The 17,550-nt window shown below is 41.3% G+C and carries 13 protein-coding genes; 3 read left to right on the forward strand and 10 right to left on the reverse strand.

Features of this window, described 5'->3' with window-relative positions; all coding sequences use genetic code 11:
- The first annotated feature begins 85 nt into the window (after positions 1-85).
- Positions 86-577: a helix-turn-helix transcriptional regulator gene (locus KO530_RS20710; protein WP_216050350.1), complete on the forward strand. Its 492-nt coding sequence runs from the start codon at positions 86-88 to the stop codon at positions 575-577.
- A 104-nt stretch (positions 578-681) separates the two neighbouring features.
- Here the strand turns inward: KO530_RS20710 and KO530_RS20715 are convergent, their stop codons facing one another.
- Positions 682-1,797 carry a polysaccharide lyase family 7 protein gene (locus tag KO530_RS20715; protein WP_216050351.1) on the reverse strand — a complete coding sequence of 372 codons (1,116 nt, stop codon included), beginning with the start codon at positions 1,795-1,797 and terminating at the stop codon, positions 682-684.
- Positions 1,798-2,005: 208 nt separating this feature from the next.
- Here KO530_RS20715 and KO530_RS20720 point away from each other — a divergent pair, with 208 nt between their 5' ends.
- Complete coding sequence (locus KO530_RS20720) at positions 2,006-2,683, forward strand: spermidine synthase (protein WP_216050352.1); 678 nt, start codon at positions 2,006-2,008, stop codon at positions 2,681-2,683.
- 65 nt (positions 2,684-2,748) lie between these two features.
- Here the strand turns inward: KO530_RS20720 and KO530_RS20725 are convergent, their stop codons facing one another.
- Positions 2,749-5,823, reverse strand: a complete 3,075-nt coding sequence (locus KO530_RS20725; RefSeq protein ID WP_354667885.1) for an EAL domain-containing protein — start codon at positions 5,821-5,823, stop codon at positions 2,749-2,751.
- Between the two features lie 263 nt (positions 5,824-6,086).
- Positions 6,087-6,794, reverse strand: a complete 708-nt coding sequence (locus KO530_RS20730; protein WP_216050353.1) for a DUF1499 domain-containing protein — start codon at positions 6,792-6,794, stop codon at positions 6,087-6,089.
- 127 nt (positions 6,795-6,921) lie between these two features.
- On the opposite strand from KO530_RS20730, the gene KO530_RS20735 reads away from it, so the two are divergent.
- Complete coding sequence (locus KO530_RS20735) at positions 6,922-7,731, forward strand: sterol desaturase family protein (RefSeq protein ID WP_216050354.1); 810 nt, start codon at positions 6,922-6,924, stop codon at positions 7,729-7,731.
- Here KO530_RS20735 and KO530_RS20740 read toward each other — a convergent pair.
- From KO530_RS20740 to KO530_RS20770, 7 genes are all read right to left on the reverse strand, one after another.
- A complete protein-coding gene (locus tag KO530_RS20740) occupies positions 7,728-8,345 on the reverse strand; it encodes a CDP-alcohol phosphatidyltransferase family protein (protein WP_216050355.1) in 618 nt (205 codons plus the stop codon). The two genes, KO530_RS20735 and KO530_RS20740, sit on opposite strands and share 4 nt — an antisense overlap.
- A gap of 68 nt (positions 8,346-8,413) precedes the next feature.
- Positions 8,414-9,076, reverse strand: coding sequence for an ATP-binding cassette domain-containing protein (locus KO530_RS20745; protein WP_216050356.1), 663 nt, complete (start codon positions 9,074-9,076; stop codon positions 8,414-8,416).
- A complete protein-coding gene (locus KO530_RS20750; RefSeq protein WP_216050357.1) occupies positions 9,063-10,718 on the reverse strand; it encodes an ABC transporter permease in 1,656 nt (551 codons plus the stop codon). Before KO530_RS20750 ends, KO530_RS20745 begins: the two co-directional genes overlap by 14 nt.
- Positions 10,694-11,926, reverse strand: a complete 1,233-nt coding sequence (locus tag KO530_RS20755) for an ABC transporter substrate-binding protein (protein WP_216050358.1) — start codon at positions 11,924-11,926, stop codon at positions 10,694-10,696. Before KO530_RS20755 ends, KO530_RS20750 begins: the two co-directional genes overlap by 25 nt.
- Complete coding sequence (locus tag KO530_RS20760; RefSeq protein WP_216050359.1) at positions 11,907-12,785, reverse strand: DUF547 domain-containing protein; 879 nt, start codon at positions 12,783-12,785, stop codon at positions 11,907-11,909. Before KO530_RS20760 ends, KO530_RS20755 begins: the two co-directional genes overlap by 20 nt.
- Positions 12,786-12,963: 178 nt before the next feature.
- Entirely contained in the window at positions 12,964-15,105 is a 2,142-nt protein-coding gene (locus KO530_RS20765; RefSeq protein ID WP_216050360.1) for an FAD-dependent oxidoreductase, read from the reverse strand.
- Between the two features lie 7 nt (positions 15,106-15,112).
- On the reverse strand, positions 15,113-17,458 hold the full coding sequence (locus tag KO530_RS20770) for a TonB-dependent receptor (protein WP_216050361.1): 2,346 nt from the start codon (positions 17,456-17,458) through the stop codon (positions 15,113-15,115).
- Positions 17,459-17,550: the final 92 nt, after the last annotated feature.

A 17,550-nucleotide genomic window follows, 5' to 3' on the forward strand; every position in this document is an offset into this window, starting at 1 on the left:
AACAATAAACACATGTAGGACTTGGCATCGAACATATGTTCGATATAACCTGAATTGGTATTAAATTTAGAGAGTTGGAGAGTAAATGAAAGATCGAATTATCATTTTAGTGCTAATTACCATCATGATACTCAATGCGATGGATGTCTTTGTTGATATACAATTAAATGTGCCTATTTGGCATGTGTTAGGGGAAAGCATAATTGTTATTGTTTCGGCCATTGCAGCTTTACTTCTCATCCATGATTTGCGGTTACGTTCTAGATCATTAAACCGCTTAGCGACAAAACTTAAAGATGCCAATATACAAATTCAGACGCTCAGCGGAGAAATCGCTAGCGAACGTAAACATTATGCTCAGGTTATTCAGGCGCAGTTTAATGACTGGGGTTTGACAGTTGGAGAGCAGCAGGTAGCGATACTTATTTTAAAAGGTTTAAGCTTAAAAGAAATTGCCTCCGTTAGGGACACGAAAGAGGCCACTGTTAGGCAACAAGCCTCTAGCTTATATTCGAAAAGCAACTTACAAGGTCGACATGAATTGTCAGCGTGGTTTTTAGAAGACTTTCTTAATTAACCGTATTTTCGTTAGGTTTTAGCGCATGTTTCCGGTTACTGAAACATGCGCTTGCCCCACTGCACCTTGTGCACCGCGGAGGTAACTATTGGACTCACTCTCGTTTAACGGGCTTCCGGTGAACTTAATGTCAGCTTACTAAAAGTCACTTGGGTATAGTCACCATTCATTTTGTCCGTTTGCCAATCCCCAGTTCCTAAACATCCTGCATACCAAAGAGTGCCTGCTTGGTCTTTTGTGCTGCATTGGTTATACGCTCCGGCTTTAAAGTAATGAGAGTCACCAGCATAACCTAGTGGATTATCTTTCGGGTCAATCTTTCCGTAAGCGTCAATATTATTAGCGAGGTTTATCTCGTATTTAACATCGTCTTTGCCTTCTGCGCTAAAGGTTAGGTACATGGTATTTTCGTACACATTGATGCTATAGCTAAATTCTTCTCCTAATGCGATGCCAGTATTTCCAGGTTCATTTGGGTTTTCCCAAGTATTTCCCCATACTGGATAGGCAATATCGGTGCGATTCGGATCAGTTTTTGCCAAGTTGCGCTCATAATTCCAAAAAACAGAGCCTTTTTGATGATTTGGCCACTTTTTAAAATAGATTTTTATCGGTTCATTACCCCAGCCAAAACCTTGATTTTTAGCGATTACCTTGTCATCTTTCACCGCATGAATTTGACCCACTACCACTGAAAATGCAGCAGGTGTGTCGGGGTTTTTGGCCCGCAGGGCTACATGATCTACTTTTAGTGTTGCATCTACTTTACTGCCAATAGCAGCAAATTTAGAGGCTAAAGGATGGGCTGCCAAAGCAAAGTTATTTCCCGGAGCTTTAGTCTTAATTTTTTTATTTACACCTCGGAAGGTTTGGCGTAGTTCGCTACGCGTATTACTTGATGAAGCAGTGGTGATTGCTTTATTCGGAGTCGCGAAAACCATGCCGCCATTTTCATCTAAATAGAAAAAATCAGGGTGAACATAGGTTTGCATTTCAGCCACGTCGATTTCATCAATTTTGCCATTGTTGTCGATGTCCACCGGCACGGTAATTTTCCAATTAGATAAATCAAATTTGGTTGCAGGAACATTAGCAACGGATGAGACAGGACTACTAGAATCATCTTGCATACTATTGTTTGAACAAGCTAAAACAAAAGATATCGACAAAGGTAATATGACACTTGCTTGCGCAATTTTTTTAATTCGCGGTTTATTCATTTAGTTCTCTTATTAAAGTTCTCAATAATTTGCCTACTATTTTAGACAAATCCATAACAAATACTTAATCAATTGATTATGTATTAATTTAACTGGGAATTAGCTGGAATGCATTAATTGTTTACAAGCAGCATTGTTGTAATTAGTTAACCGTATAATTATGTTAATCTGTGGGTTTGTTTTCAGAATATTTTTTTAAGGGCAATTCATGATCCCATGGACCCAGTTAGGCACTGCCAATATCCCTAATGGTGGCGGTGAAATGAAACTATCGCAACGAGGTGATGAATTTTCAATACGTTTGTCAGGTATTCGTGGCGAACTGATGAATAGTCGAGTCTATAATTCAGAGAAAGAGCTTTCTAAGCTAGGCTGTGCTTATTTAAAGTCAGTTGATGATGCTCAAGTATTAGTGGGTGGGTTAGGCATGGGGTACACACTCGCAGAAGCCCTAAAAGCTGTACCCTTGTCAGCACAAGTTACGGTAGCTGAATTAGTTCCTGAAGTGGTTGTCTGGAATCAGGGGCCATTAGGAGAATGTGCTAAGCGTCCACTCGATGATCCTCGCACTAAAGTGGTAGTGGGCGATGTTAAAGCGCTGTTATCAACTAATAAACCGACCTTTGATGCTATTTTACTGGATGTTGATAATGGTCCTGAAGGGCTTACTCATGCCAATAATAATTGGATTTATTCAATACAGGGAATTCAAGATATCTATCAGGTATTACGACCTAAGGGGATGCTAGCGGTTTGGTCGGCAGGTCCTGATTATCTGTTCAGCGTGCGTTTAAAAGATGCTGGTTTTGATGTTGATACCCGTGTAGTGAGAGCGCGGCAAGGTAAGGGAAGCAGGCATACTATTTTTCTGGCTAGAAAACCCTAAGAACCAGCTAAATCTGCCAGTAGAGCTAAAATCTAGTTTCGATTTTAGCTCTACTGAAGTCTTTGTTAGCTTTTATTGTCAGTTACCCATGTTTGCCATATTTGCTCAGTATTCCATTGCGCCGTCCATGCAACTATATCCTGAGCTGGCATTGGTCGGGCAATACCATAACCTTGTGCTAGGTCACAACCAAGTTGAAGTAACGTAACGCCGTGGGCAACAGTCTCTACTCCTTCGGCAATAACATTCCGATTGAAAGATTTAGCCAGGGCGACTATACCCGCGACTATGGCTCTGTCGTCAGGATCGATTAACATGTCTCGCACAAAGATTTGATCTATTTTGATTAAGTTGGCAGGTAATCTTCTTAAATAAGTGAGTGAAGAATAACCGGTTCCAAAGTCATCAATCGCAAAACTCACCCCTAAATTTATACAGTTTTTCATTGTCTCTGACGCATCTAACAGATCTTCTAAAGCACTGGTCTCTAAGACTTCTAGTTGTAATAAGTTGGGTGCAATATCAGGATAGGCAAGTAGTAGCTTTCCTAGCCGCTCAGCAAAATTATTCTGCTGAATCTGCAGTGCACCAATGTTGACGCTAACAGGGATCACAAGATCATCTTTTTGCCATTTACCTATTTGCTGTAACGCTTCCTCAATTACCCATTCGCCAACGTCTATGCTCAGCTGATGGTTCTCAATGAAAGGTAAAAACTCCGCCGGAGACAGTAGTCCTAGCTCAGGATGCTGCCAACGAATTAATGCTTCGGCGCCAATAACTTCTCCGGTTCTCATATTTACTTTAGGCTGGTAAAACAGTACAAACTCGCGGTTGTCTAACGCGGTTCGAATATTTTGTAACCTTTCATGACGCACCTTGATAGCATCTTCAGATTTGATATCAAATAGGTGGTAGCAGTTTTTGCCTTTTTGCTTGGCCAAATACATTGCTTGGTCAGCATGACGAATAAGTTGGTCGGCGTCGGTCTGGTCGGCAGGGTACAAAGTAACACCTATACTTGCTGAGACTTTTAGGGTGATATTGCCTAAAGTTACTGGTACGCAAGCGGCTTTTAACATCCGGTTTATGATCGGTTGGAAATCTTGTAATTGCTCCAAATCTGCTAATACGGCAACAAATTCATCACCACCGAAGCGTGATAATGTGTCGCAATCTCGCATGGCCTCTTTTAGTCGAGATGCAATAACCACTAACAAGTCATCACCTAAACTGTGCCCATGGGTATCGTTTACTTCTTTAAACCCATCCAAATCCAAAAATACGACAGCCAATAATCTCTGATTGCGTTTGCTTTGGGAAATTGCCTGCCTTAACCGGTCTGCCAATAATGTGCGATTGGGGAGGTTAGTTAAAACATCGTAATGGGCCATGTGCTCAAGTTTATTTTGCTGCTCTTTAAATTCGGAAATATCGGTAAATATAGCCACATAATTTTTTACATTACCATTGGCATCATTTACGGCGCTAATGGTTAGCAGTTGGGCATAAACATCATTATTCTTACGTTTATTCCAGATTTCTCCGCACCAAAAACCGTATTCTGAAATTGCTTTCCACAGCTTTTGATAGAAATCTGCAGATTGTTTATCTGATTTTAGAATGCTTGGATTTTTACCTAAAACTTCTTCTCGTGAATACCCTGTTATATTGACGAAGGTTTGATTGACGTCGATTATATCTCCCTTAATATCGGTGATAATGATGCCTTCGCGGGCATGGGAGAAAACACTGGCAGCTAACTTGAGCTGTTCTTCAATCTGCTTATTTTTGGTCACATCTTGGACCAGCGAAGTTACGCCAATAACAGTACCGAATTCATTTAAGATTGGTGTACTGTGCCATTCACAAATTATAACGTTGCGGTTTTTAGTGAAGTTCTCATTGGTATTACATCTGCCTCCTTTTTGATCTAGCAGTAACTGATAAACATTGATGAGTTCTTCTTCTAATTCGGGTAGTAAAATAAGATCTGAGGCATGTCTACCTATTGCTTCATTCGCAGTATAACCAAAAATATTTTCTGCAGATTTGTTCCACTTAGTACAAATAAGGTTTTTATCCCAAGAAATGCAGCCAAGTGGGGTATTCTTTATGTGTTCAGAAAACTCTTTTTCACTTTTTAATAGGGATTGTTGACTTTCTTGCAGTTGTCTTTCAGCGTTTAAACGAGTTTTGGCCATCAGCATAAAGCGGTGTTGCAATTCTATAAGCTCAGATGAACCTTGCTCAGGTATATCTGCGATATCTTTACCCAACTCTAAATCTTTTGTTGATTGCAACAGGTTTCTTAACGGGATAACTAAAGTCTTTTGAATACCCCAACTGGCGATGATAATCATTAAAAATACAATCAGAAGTAGCACAATACCAGTGATGATTAAACGTGAATTGATCGCGTTAAGCTCTTTTCCGAAAGGAATACCGACGAGAATATTAATAACTTCACTATCATTGAATAGTGGCTTTTTAACAAAAATTCGCTGTTGGTTATCGACCTTAAAAGTAGAATCGTATTTTTTCAGATTACCTTGAATAATTGAAATATCCGAACCCAGTAAGTTAGCATCAGCAGGAAAGGCGGCCAGTATTTTTTGTTCATGATCCGTTATGTACGCTACTGAATTTGGCGGTAAACGAGAATCGGAAAGTTGTTTACTCCACCAATCAAGCGAGAGCACGGCTACCGCAGCTCCAATGACATCATTATTTTGCGGATTTAAGACGGGATACGCAAAGTTAATACTGGCTACTTTCGCTGCTCTATCTACTTGATATTCACCAATCGAAAATTGTTTATTTGCCATCGCTTGTTGGATATAAGCACGGTCAGCGACATTTATCGGTTGCTTGAGTGGTTTAGCGTTACATACCAACTCCCCACTAGCGTTTGGTACACCAATGTTTATGTAGGTATCTTTAATTTTTACTATATCGGCTAACAACGCGCTACATTCAGCTGAATCTGGCGTTAACACCGCGCTAAATGTCGCTAGGTGCTTTAAAAATTTCTCAGTTCTTTTAATCAACAAAGATTGAAAATTTGTGGTGATATCTATCGTTTTTAGTGCTTCCTCTTGGGCCTCATGAATTGCATGCTCGCGCTCAAGGATTGACATATAAACAAGAGCCAATATCCCCGGAAGAGCAACCAAAAAAATGAGTAACACTAACCTCGATTGTATTGACTTTAAAAATCGTCTCATGTTTATCTAATTAAATCCAAAATAGGTAACCACAGCGCATGGTTTCAAACCTTATATACATAGAATTGTATAGCATATAAGAAAGAATATATTTTTTTTTGGTTTTAGTGGAATCTTGGTCGTCACAAAAAGCCTCAATATTTTATCTAAATGAAATATTGAGGGCTTAATTTGTTTTATAGATGACTATTGATTGTAGCGATGAGTTGTTCAATTCGCTCAGCATTTTTGCCGAGGTCACTTCTACCAACACGGGATTTGCTGCGGATATCAACAATGGTGTCTGGTCCTTTACTAGCAATGCGAACAACCACATCATCTTTGAAGCCAAACCAGGCTGTAGTATCTGTTGCTTCAATAATACCTAATGTTTTGTCAGCATTAACCAATTCCCAACCTAAATCTTTAATGGCAGCTTCTGTAGCACTGAAGACTTGCAAACTAGGCTGAGAGAATGTTTGAGGGGTTAATTGCGGGTAGGCTTCTCGTTGTTGTTTAGCCGTTTCTTCACCGGCGTACTCAACTGGATTAGGCGCATCTGCACGTAAGTCTGCTATAGCGATAAATTGAGGAGGATTGCTAAGATCAGTTGAAATATCATGAATCGGAGGTACAGATTTAGCTTTATTCATAATGCTAAGGGGTAAACCAACGGCAACTAATGCCAAAACAGCAGATACTGTTACACTTGCCCAACTGATGTTTTTACGTAAAAAAATCACTTGAATTAAAATCAGAATAATTGCCCCAACACCGGCGAAAACTCCGTAGCGCAATGCTGTAAAAGCTGGACCGAGCTCTAAAATTCCATATTTGTATAACGGGCCAGGTAGTGCAACAAGTAAAATAGCGAGAAAGCTAATGAGGCTAACCAAGGTCTTCATAGTGAGTACTCCGATCTTATTGTAATATCCATGTTTTATAGCCTTATGATATATGAACAAATAGGTACGGTCAGTAATTGTTTTAGACTTAGTTTTGAAATCTGTTTAACAATGGTATTGAATCAATATGCAAAATGAAGCATGGCTGCGAATGGGTAGCTTTTTAACGGTCTTAGTGATCATGATGTTGTGGGAGGCGATATTGCCCAATCGGGTATCTCCTGTAGTGCGATCGAAAAGATGGCTCAGCAACTTTTTTTTGGTGTTCTGTGGTGCGCTTGTGGGGCGGCTATTCGTTCCTGCCGGGCTGGCAGTTGTCGCTATTTTCGCTGATAACATGCAATTTGGTTTACTTAATATTCTAAGTATGCCCAATTGGTTGGTGATTTCGCTGGCCGTGATTATGCTAGATTGTTTGATTTACTGGCAGCACCGTTTATTCCATCGTGTGCCTATTTTATGGCGTTTACACAAAGTTCACCATGCCGATCCCCATTTAGATGCTTCTACTGGATTGCGTTTTCACCCGATTGAAATAGCCCTAAGTTTATTGGTTAAGCTTCTGGGGATTTTAATCTTAGGCGTGCCGGTTGAGGCGATTTTAATCTTTGAGATATTGCTCAATGGAAGTGCGATTTTTAATCACAGCAATATTAAATTGCCCAGTTGGTTAGAATGGCCTTTGCGTAAATTGGTGGTTACCCAAGCCATGCATCGTATTCATCATAGCCAGGTAGTGAAAGAGACTGATAGCAACTATGGCTTCTGTTTGTCTATCTGGGACCGTCTTTTTAATAGTTACACTAAACAAGCCGAAGCAGGAGACGATGGGCTAAAATTGGGATTAAAAGACTACCCCAATGAGTCTAGCAATACAGGTATTGGAACTGTGCTGTTAATGCCTTTTCGGGATAAACCTAGCAACCATAGTGATTAATCTTTGGTTGCTAGCAAAGTGTTATAACCTACCCAGATGCGAATAATTGCCGTTAACCAGCAAATGACCGCAAACACACTGGCGATCAGTACAAAATGAGTGGGCAACAAACAAAATAGACACAAGACTAAAATCGTTTCAAAACCCTCTGCTAGGCCACCCATATAATGTAAGCTTTTTTGTGGATAGTTAGGACTGTCTATACCATGTTTGCTGGCCATAATGGCAAAGGCTAAAAAGCTCCCCCCAGTGGCCATAAAAGACAACATTAGAAAACTGCCAGCAATTGCATTTTCCAGTGGATTGACACATACAAATGCAAAAACAATGGCAGAATAAAAAATAAAATCTAGGGTAATATCTAAAAAACCACCGGCGTCAGAAGGGGCCGTTTCTCTGGCGATAGCGCCGTCCAATCCATCTCCTAATCGGTTTAACAAAATTAAACTTAATGCCACATAATAGTGCTCGAACATGATCGCCGGTATCGCTAACATTCCAACTATAAAACCCACAAAGGTTACTGAGTCTGCAGTAATACCCCATTTAATTAGCCGTTTCGCTAGGCAACAAAGAGGTTTTTTCAAAAGCCGATTTAATAGAGGGTCAATCATGGTTTACCTTGTTATTAGTGGTTTTCACTTATGAATGGCTTATCATTTTTTTAAAAGTGAATTTATTATTATAGACTGCGATAAAAATCAGCTAAGTCTAAGTGTTGGGCTTGTGCAGGAATATTATCTAGGTCGTGACTGACCATAATAGTTGGCACTCCTCGAGTTTGAAGTTGCGCAAATGCCCATTGACTCACTTGGGCGCTGGTTTTCGGATCCAGTGCTGCAAAAGGTTCGTCCATTAGCAGTGCTTTCGGCTCATTTGCCAGTGCTCTTACTAACCCCACTCTTGAGCGTTCGCCACCACTTAGTTGTTCAACGTAATGCTTGGCGACGTAACCCATATCAATCTTATTTAGCATGGCTAAAGCTAGATCACGACGTTGATGCTTATTTAATTTATTAGGGGGTTGGTTTGTTAGATGCTTAGGTAGTGCAAAACAAATGTTATCTAGCACGGTTAAGTGAGGGAATAGATGTACATCTTGCATCAACAAACCTATACGGCGCTGTTCTATCTTGATAGCGTTAAGCGGCACATCGTTCAAGGTTATATCACCACTGACTTTAGCATGCTCTGGTGTGTCTCCTAACAGCCAGTGCAAAAAAGTAGATTTTCCCATACCACTTGGGCCAGTCAATACCAACAACTCGCCGTTTTTAAGGCGTATTTCTGGAAGTTCGATGCATCCGTTTTCCATAAAAATTTTACAGTGGCTAATGTGTAACATCGAAACTTCCCCGGACACGTTGTGCCATTATACTGGCGGTAAAAAAGGCAATAAAAGGCAATGAAGCTTGAACTAACATATAGATCGCAGTGATATTTTGTTCGTTACCAGAGGCTATCGCAACCGCTTCAGTAGTGATTGTGGTCACGCGGCCGGCTCCGATCATTAAAGTTGGAATATATTGGGCAACACTGACGGAAAAAGCGATCGCTAGAGCACTTAACATTGCGGGTCGCAGCAACATCATGCGAATTTTCCAAAATTGTTGCCAGTAATTGTATCCAAAGCTGGCGGCGACTAATTCAAAATGGCGATCCAGACTCTGAAACGGGCCGCGCAACACAAGGTAGCTATAAGCAAAGGTGAAGGGCAGGTGTGACAGGATTATCCAACCGCTATGATAACCGCCATTCAAAGCTGTATGTGATATTTGCCAACCATATACCATGCTCAGTTGCGGTAAAAGAATCGCCATTAACCAAATATAATCGGGTAAATAAACTGTGCTTTGACGTTGTAGCTCTAAGGCTAAAATTGCCATGAACACACCTATGACACCACTTAATAAAGCAATGTAGAGGCTGTTCAATAACGGCCCTTGCATAAAAAACCATTCGTCTTGCCATAATCTGAAAGACCAATTTACGCTGCTTAAGGTGTTAATTGTTCCTTGATTGTTCCAGCCTAACGACCAGACCAAAAAAGTCACTAAAATAGCAAGGGTTAACAGGCTAAAAAAACCTAACCAATGGGTAAATAGACGGCTAATTCGAACGATTTTTAAATTAGTTCCTTTTACTGCGTGATTGCGTAAACGTTTGACTGCCCACCATTCATGCAGATAAATGCCGACAATTAAAAGGGCTAACAAAACTAAAAGTACAAGATTACCAACAAAAGCCAAGGTTTGGTGTTCAGCAGTAAAACCGGTCTGCCAGTTATATAGCACGACAGCATAAAGTTCCGGAATATTAGGGCCTACCAATAAACTTATATCTAACACGGACAAGGAATAGGCCATAGCGGCGAGCAACGCTAAACGTGATTGTTTTAAGATGATAGGAAATACCAACAGCCACCAACTAGCACTTTCGCTGTGTCCTAGAGCTCTGCCTTGTAACAACCAATTTTTAATCGCTAACTGACGGCCTAAGGCACTGAATATTAATAAAAAGAATGGAACTTCTTTAATACTGATTGCGAACAACATTGTGACTAAGCTTTTGTGTGGTAAACCTAGCCATTGTGGTGGGGAATAGCCAAATACTCCCCAAAGGGAGGACCACAGCATACCACCAGAACTAAATAAATAAACTAAACCCAAGGCAACGGCTAAATGAGGTAACGATAATAGCGGGGCGAGTCGCTTTTCTAGCGCTTGCCAACGAGAGTTAAAACGATATTGACTGTACACCATAAACGCAATGTAAAGCGCCAATAAAGGAGCAAGTAACGATAACGCCAGCGTGCTTAATACCGTAGATGCTAAGCCGTTGTATGCAAAAAAACGCGCTATATCACTCCAAGATATAGCGACTGAAGGCCATATACCGACGATGATTCCAAATAGGGGAAGTCCTGCCACTAATGTAACAATCAACCAGCCGGTACTAAGCGTTAAGCGCCGTATTTTTGTTGCCATTGATCTTCAATAACTTGTTGCCATGAGCTATGCAGTTCTTGTTGCGAGGGGAGCGTTGATGCGGGATCTAATAACGGCCTAATCACCGCAGGATCACCCCAACTGCCATGTAATTTTTGATTCTGTGCTTCTTCACTTAATAAGAAGTTGATCACAACCTTTGCCCCTGATGGGCTTTGTGCGCCCTTTGGAATAGCCAAATTGTGGCTGTTAGTAATAGCGCCTTGAGTGAAATATAAACGTTGTGCCGAGACCGATATGCGCTTTTCCTGCTGCTCTTTGTTTAATTGATTTGGATTGAAACTGACGGCCATATCCAATTTGTTTTGTTGAAACAGCGAAAGTTGCTCGGTGTTTGAACTCGGAAAGGCACGACCTTGTTGCCAGATTAATGGATGCAATTGGTCTAAATATTCCCACAGCAAGGGGAGTAGTTTTGTTTGGGCTTCTGGGGTTGCGAATTCAAATAATCGTTTATCGTTGTTGCTAAGAGCCACTATAAGTTGCTTCAAAAATGTTGTGCCATGGAACTCTGGCGGTCTTGGATAACTAAGTCGGCCAGGGTGTTGTTTAGCAGCTTGCAGAATACTTGCCGGTGTGAAGTTTAAGTTCTGTTTGTCAGCACTGTTAAGTGCAAAGATATTCTGATTGGCAATAATGTTGTACTGGCCTACGCCCCAAGGTACTTCAAATTCTTCTATGGCTACACCAAAATCACTCTGTAACGAAAGTTGTTCGGTGGCCAGCATTGCACTATTGGGAATGGTTGACCACAAATTACCGAGTAACAACTGTTGTTGTTTTAAGTAACTGAAATTTTCGCCGTTTATCCAAAGCAAGTCGATGGCACTTTGGTTGCCTGACTCGGCTTTTAAACGGCTCACGGCTTCGCTAATATCCGCAACTTTAACGTGGCGCAGACGGATCTTGTAACGACTGGCAATTTCCCGCGCTGCCCAGCGCAGATAGTCATTGATTGGCTTTGAGCCACCCCATGCGTAAAAATACACGGTCTGGCCTTTAGCTTCAGTTAAGGTTTTTTGCCATTCTGGGCTAGTGGTCACTATGGTCGCGGTTGCACGCTGAGTTTCTTGCCCATGGGCAAACGGCATTACGCTACTCAACACAAGCAATAGCATTGTTATTGGCAGGGTAGCTCTGCTCATCATAGACGTTGTTACTGCCACGTTAAAAGTTCGCCACATCATTCAATCGCCAGTCATAATCTTTAAATGTGATGGGATAGTTTCCTTTTTTAATGATATCACGCTGGATTTGTGCGTTGCTATCACTGTCCACTAATGCGTCACTATACATATTAAGGACGTCGTATAATGAGCTAAATCCTTGCTGTCCTTTTTCAAAATCTTCACAGTACCATTGGAAAATTGAAGAAAGCGATGCTTCACCTTGTTGTCCTTTTACGATGATTTCGTTACGACTATTATCCGCTAAAAATAAGTGCATTTGACTATCAAGTTGAGCGTTGAGATTATCTGCTGTAAAAGCTTCATTGCGAAGGGGAGGGCATGATACTGCAGCACAAACTAATGCCGCATGAATACGGGGCTCTTTAAACCACTGACGAATCATTTCATGCTCAATGTCGTCTAAATTGTGCTTTTTATCCAACAGATTAAAAAATTTCTTACTCCAGGGGGAGCTAAAAAATGAACCTAAGTCACGAATGGATTGAGCGTCGCCTTGTTTAAATTGCTCCCAGTTATCAACAATTAACTTTAAAGTGTAACCGTTGTAAGCGTTGATTAAAAAACTCAGTTGTTGTTGCTCATTCCAACCATCATATTGGCTCTTAGTTACACTTGAAAACGCACTTAAAGCTCGTTCTAACGCATCTTTTTTGAGAACCAATTGTTGGTATTTTACTCGGGTTTGCTTTTTGTCATCGGAGACTTGCACAACGTGCGCTAATAATTGGTTGTAGTTGTCAAAACCATGATCGAAGTCAGCAGCGTAGGATTTTGCACACACTAAAACAGCAAATAATACACTTGCCATAACACTGTTGATAACGATGCTTTTAATTTTACTTAAAGACGTGAACATATTATTTTCCGTTAAACTATCATTCATAAAAATGCGTTAAAAAGAACAAATTCGCAGCGATTACCCACTAGGTTAATCGCAACGTTATTATTACCTTAAAACATTGGTAGGGCGCAGGCATGCTAACTAGCAAGTTAGATATTTGCTTTGCTACAATTCAAAAACGCCGGATACCCATTTATTTACGTCGCCAAGCGTGAAAACGCTCAACAAATGCCAATAGTTTTTGCGGTGCGTTATTTTTCTTCCAGTTGCCGGCCACGTTTTTATTGGCTTCAGCCATCGTTGGGTAAATATGGATCGTACCTAATAGTTTATTCAATCCTAAACCATGTTTCATGGCTAAAACGAATTCGGCTAATAGTTCGCCTGCATTTGCCCCTACTATGGTTGCACCGAGTATTTTGTCTTTCCCAGGTTTGGTTAACACTTTAACAAAACCGCGGGCGTGATCATCAGCCAGTGCCCGATCTAGCCCACCAATGTCATACCGAGTCACTTCTACTTCAATACCTTTTTGCTTAGCGGCTACTTCATTTAGACCTACTGTGGCAATTTCTGGCTCAGCGAAGGTCGCCCAAGGGATAACGCTGTAATCCACTTTAAAGATTTTAAAAGGTCTGAACAACGCATTCACTGCTGCATACCAAGCTTGATGGCTCGCAGTGTGAGTGAATTGATAAGGACCTGCAACATCTCCAGCGGCCAGAATATTAGGGTACTTGGTTTGTAAAAAGTCATTGGTGATAATAGTACGGTCTGTTTCGATACCAAGTTTCTCTAAACCAAAACCGGTTAAGTTCGCTTGGCGACCAACAGCGACTAAAATTTTATCAAACGGAATACGTTCTTCTTTACCTTCGTACTCAACAACTAACACATTGCCTTCGCTGGTGGTTTCCACCGCCATTGCGCTCGTGTTGAGGCGTAAATCGATACCGTCTTTTTCAAGCTGAATTTGTAAATGCTTGGCTGCATCTGGATCTTCTTTACTTAATACCTGCTCGCCACGTTCTATTTGTGTCACATGGGTGCCTAAGCGACCAAACGCTTGTGATAATTCACAACCAATTGGACCTCCACCAAGCACTATCATGCGTTTAGGCTGTTCTTGAATCTCCCAAAGATTATCTGCAGTTAAGTAGTCAATATCTTTTAAACCTGGGATATCAGGCACAAATGCACGAGCTCCGGTAGCAATAACAATATTGCGGGTGGTCAGGGATTGCACGCCATCTTCGGTTTGAATATCAACCTGCCACGGAGAAACAATGGTGGCATTACCAATGGCCACATTCACGCCCAAGGATTCGTAGCGTTCAACAGAATCATGAGGCTCAATAGATTTAATCACGCTATGTACTTTGTTCATCACCGCTTTAAAATCTACTTTTGGCGCATCATAGGTTACGCCTGCATTTTGCGAGGTGTGGTGAATGTGGGCTAATTTACTAGCATGTAATAAACTTTTAGATGGCACACAACCGGTATTCAGACAGTCACCACCCATTTTATGACGCTCAACTAAGGTTACTTTTGCTTTGATTGCTGCAGCAATATAAGCGGTAACCAAACCGGCTGAACCTGCTCCAATAACAACTAGGTTGCGATCGAATTTTTTGGGTTTTTTCCAGCCCTTATAGACACGACGTTGTTGCAATGCACTGAGCATGAATTTAGCGAGAATAGGGAAGATACCCAATAGCACGAAGGATAAAATCAAATCACCAGAAATGATGTCAGACAATTGATTAATTTCGACTAACTGGGTACCTGCGTTAACGTAGACCGCGGTTCCAATCAACATGCCTATTTGGCTAACCCAATAATAAGTCCAGGTTTTGATACTGGTAACACCCATTACTAAATTAATGATAAAGAAAGGAAATATGGGAACTAAGCGCAAACTAAGTAGGTAAAACGCACCGTCTTTTTCGATCCCTTTGTCGATTGACTCAAGCTTTTTCGAAAAGGTACTTTTAACCCAATCACGCAATAAAAAGCGAGATGCTAAAAATGCTAAGGTTGCGCCAATACTTGACGCGAATGAGGCAAGTAACAAACCCCAACCAAACCCAAATAATGCGCCTGCACCTAGCGTCAGAATGGCTGCGCCTGGTACACTCAAGGCCGTTGCTACAGCGTATATAATTAAGTAGCCAAAAAATGCCACTAACCAGTTAGCTTCAATGTATCCAGCCAATGATTGTTGATTGCTCTTTAAGCTTTCTAGGGTTAGGTATTGGTTAAGATCAAAGATAAAAAAGCTGGCGATTAATGCTGCAATTACTATGACCAATATTAAACGTTTACTGTTCATGTTGGGTTTAAGCCTTAAAATTGTATGTGTAGGTTAACTGAACATTTCTCGGAAGTTCAGGGAAAACTAGAGTTGATCCAAAATAGCCGCCCTCAAATACCGGACGCCAATTCTTTTCGTTGGTTAAATTACGCACTTCGAAGCGCAAATTCGATTGCTCAGAAAGAGCAATATTAGTGTTAATGTTAATGGTTATTTGATCCCGTATAAGTACGCTAGCAAGGTAATCCAGAGGGTAACTTTTAGTGTAAATCGCCGAACCTGAGACATCCCAATTATCCAATATCTGATAGCCTGCACTGGCCGAAATTGTCTGCTGTGGAATACCTTGTACTCGTTGGTTTGAAGCTGCAAAACCGGCAAAGTTAGGTGCACCTATACCCGTGCCTTGAATGATGTCAGGACGAGAGTTGTCAAATGCATCAGCCACTTGCTGAGAATCTTGTGCACTGGCAGAATTATCATATCGAGCATCTAAATAGCTATATCCTAGGTTGGCCCATAACGCACGTCCTTGATAAAATACTTGGGCTTCGAAGCCGTCAGCGATAATGCCGGTGTTGCTGCCGTCGCGATTGCGTAAACTGCGAGTTTGTTCGAAGATTGACGCATCTGCATACCAAGGTGTGTCGGCAGGAGAGTATTTCATACCCAATTCGTACAACGTGTTTTCGGTTGCAAAGTTCAGTGGACTGATTTTGTTATCTGCACCTAATACTGTGCCGCCGCCCATGCTGTTTGAGGTTGCTTCGTTATAACTGTATGTCGCATAGGTCACCACAGAATCGGTTAATTTGAAACGCGCAGAAGCTGAACCTGAGTATAACCATTTAGAGAATGTATCTTGAGCTGCAATTTGTCCTTGTGGCGGCAAAGCATCTCTGGCCTCAACATTGTAATGATCTGCGCGAATACCAAGGGTAGTGCTAAAGCGGTCGTTCCAGTCACTTTCCTGTTCAGCAAACAACCCTGTTTGCCAAGTTGTGGAGTCTGTGGTGTCAGATAATGAAAAGTCATTTACGCCATCTCCATCTACATCGTAGTTGGCGCCGGGAGACACAAATACCCCTGGTCGTAACTCAACTAATCGAGATTTTTGCGCATCTGTCAGCGGAATTCGACGCTGTTCAATCGTGCCCAACAAATCAATCGGCAAGTCAGCTTCTGTGGTAAATTGACTGTATCCCAAAACATCGTTGTAACGAATATCAATGCCCCAAGTTGTTTGTTGTTCAGCCTGCCAAATTGAATTTATTTCAAGTCGGTTTTGAGCTGTTTTGGCACCATCGATAATTTCGACAAAACTGTTTTGTGCGATTTCTTCGCGCTCTAAATATTGAAAATAACTACGGTTAGTTAAGCTATGAATTGAATTTAACTCTCGCTGGTAAGTACTATGAAAAACATAGGTTTGTGCCGTATTGATATTATCTGGATCGGTTAGTACTGTGCTGCGGGGAATCTCCACTTCGCCGGTTGGCGATACAATCGCAAATGCACCGGGAATTAGTGAGCCGTTTGGTTGCACCCCTTGACCGGTAATATAAAGGCCATTGTCGATTAAGTTCTGAGTAGGCCGGTTAATTCCTGCATTATCAGTGAAATCCACGTCATAATATTCGAAACTGATATCCCAGCTCGATTTGTCATCGGGGAGCAGGCGTAATGTCACGAATAAATCTTCACTCTGAAATCCGCTATAGTCGAAGTAGCTATCGTTATCGATATACTCGGCACTCACGCGAATCCCACTTTTGCCTTCTTCAATGGCTGTATTTATATCTAACTGAGCGCGATAGTGTTGCCAACTGCCTGCATTGGCCTGAAATTTGATATCCGTCCCTGATAAAGAAGCGACTTTGTTGTTTAGGTTAACAAAACCACCGTTTCGTTGACTTGTCCCTAAAATGACAGAGGGAGCTCCTTTTACTACATCAATTTGTCCCACGCTGTTAAAAGACAGTGGAATACCAAAGCCGTTGTTACCTGCTTGACGTCGCATTCCTTGTTGGAATAATTCCCCTAATTGACCACGAATTGTGGGTAGACTCGGTGCGCCAAAGCCACTTGCTGAGTAGGTGTTTGGCACTAACGTCAGCACGTCTTGCAAATCATCAATAGACAGTTGCTCTAGCATATCAGCAGAAATTGAAGACACTGAGCGAGCGATTTCCGTTAAGTTTTTATCTTTCCCAAATGGGCCATCGATGACTGCATTTTTAGGCGATAAAACAAGGGCGGGCTGCACTTCGCCTGTCACTATTACATGTTCAATATTATTTTCTTGAGCTGCAACGGGATAGGTCATAATCAAACTAACACCGACTAACAACTGCTGTGATTTGGTTACCATTGCTGTTCCTATAATTAATCACTCTGAGCCTAGAGACCTAGCGCCGCCGATTTTTATTGCACACTTATTCCAAATAATTGGAAATTTAGTCA

The sequence above is a fragment of the Aliiglaciecola lipolytica genome (assembly GCF_018860635.1).
GTDB lineage: Bacteria > Pseudomonadota > Gammaproteobacteria > Enterobacterales > Alteromonadaceae > Aliiglaciecola > Aliiglaciecola lipolytica_A.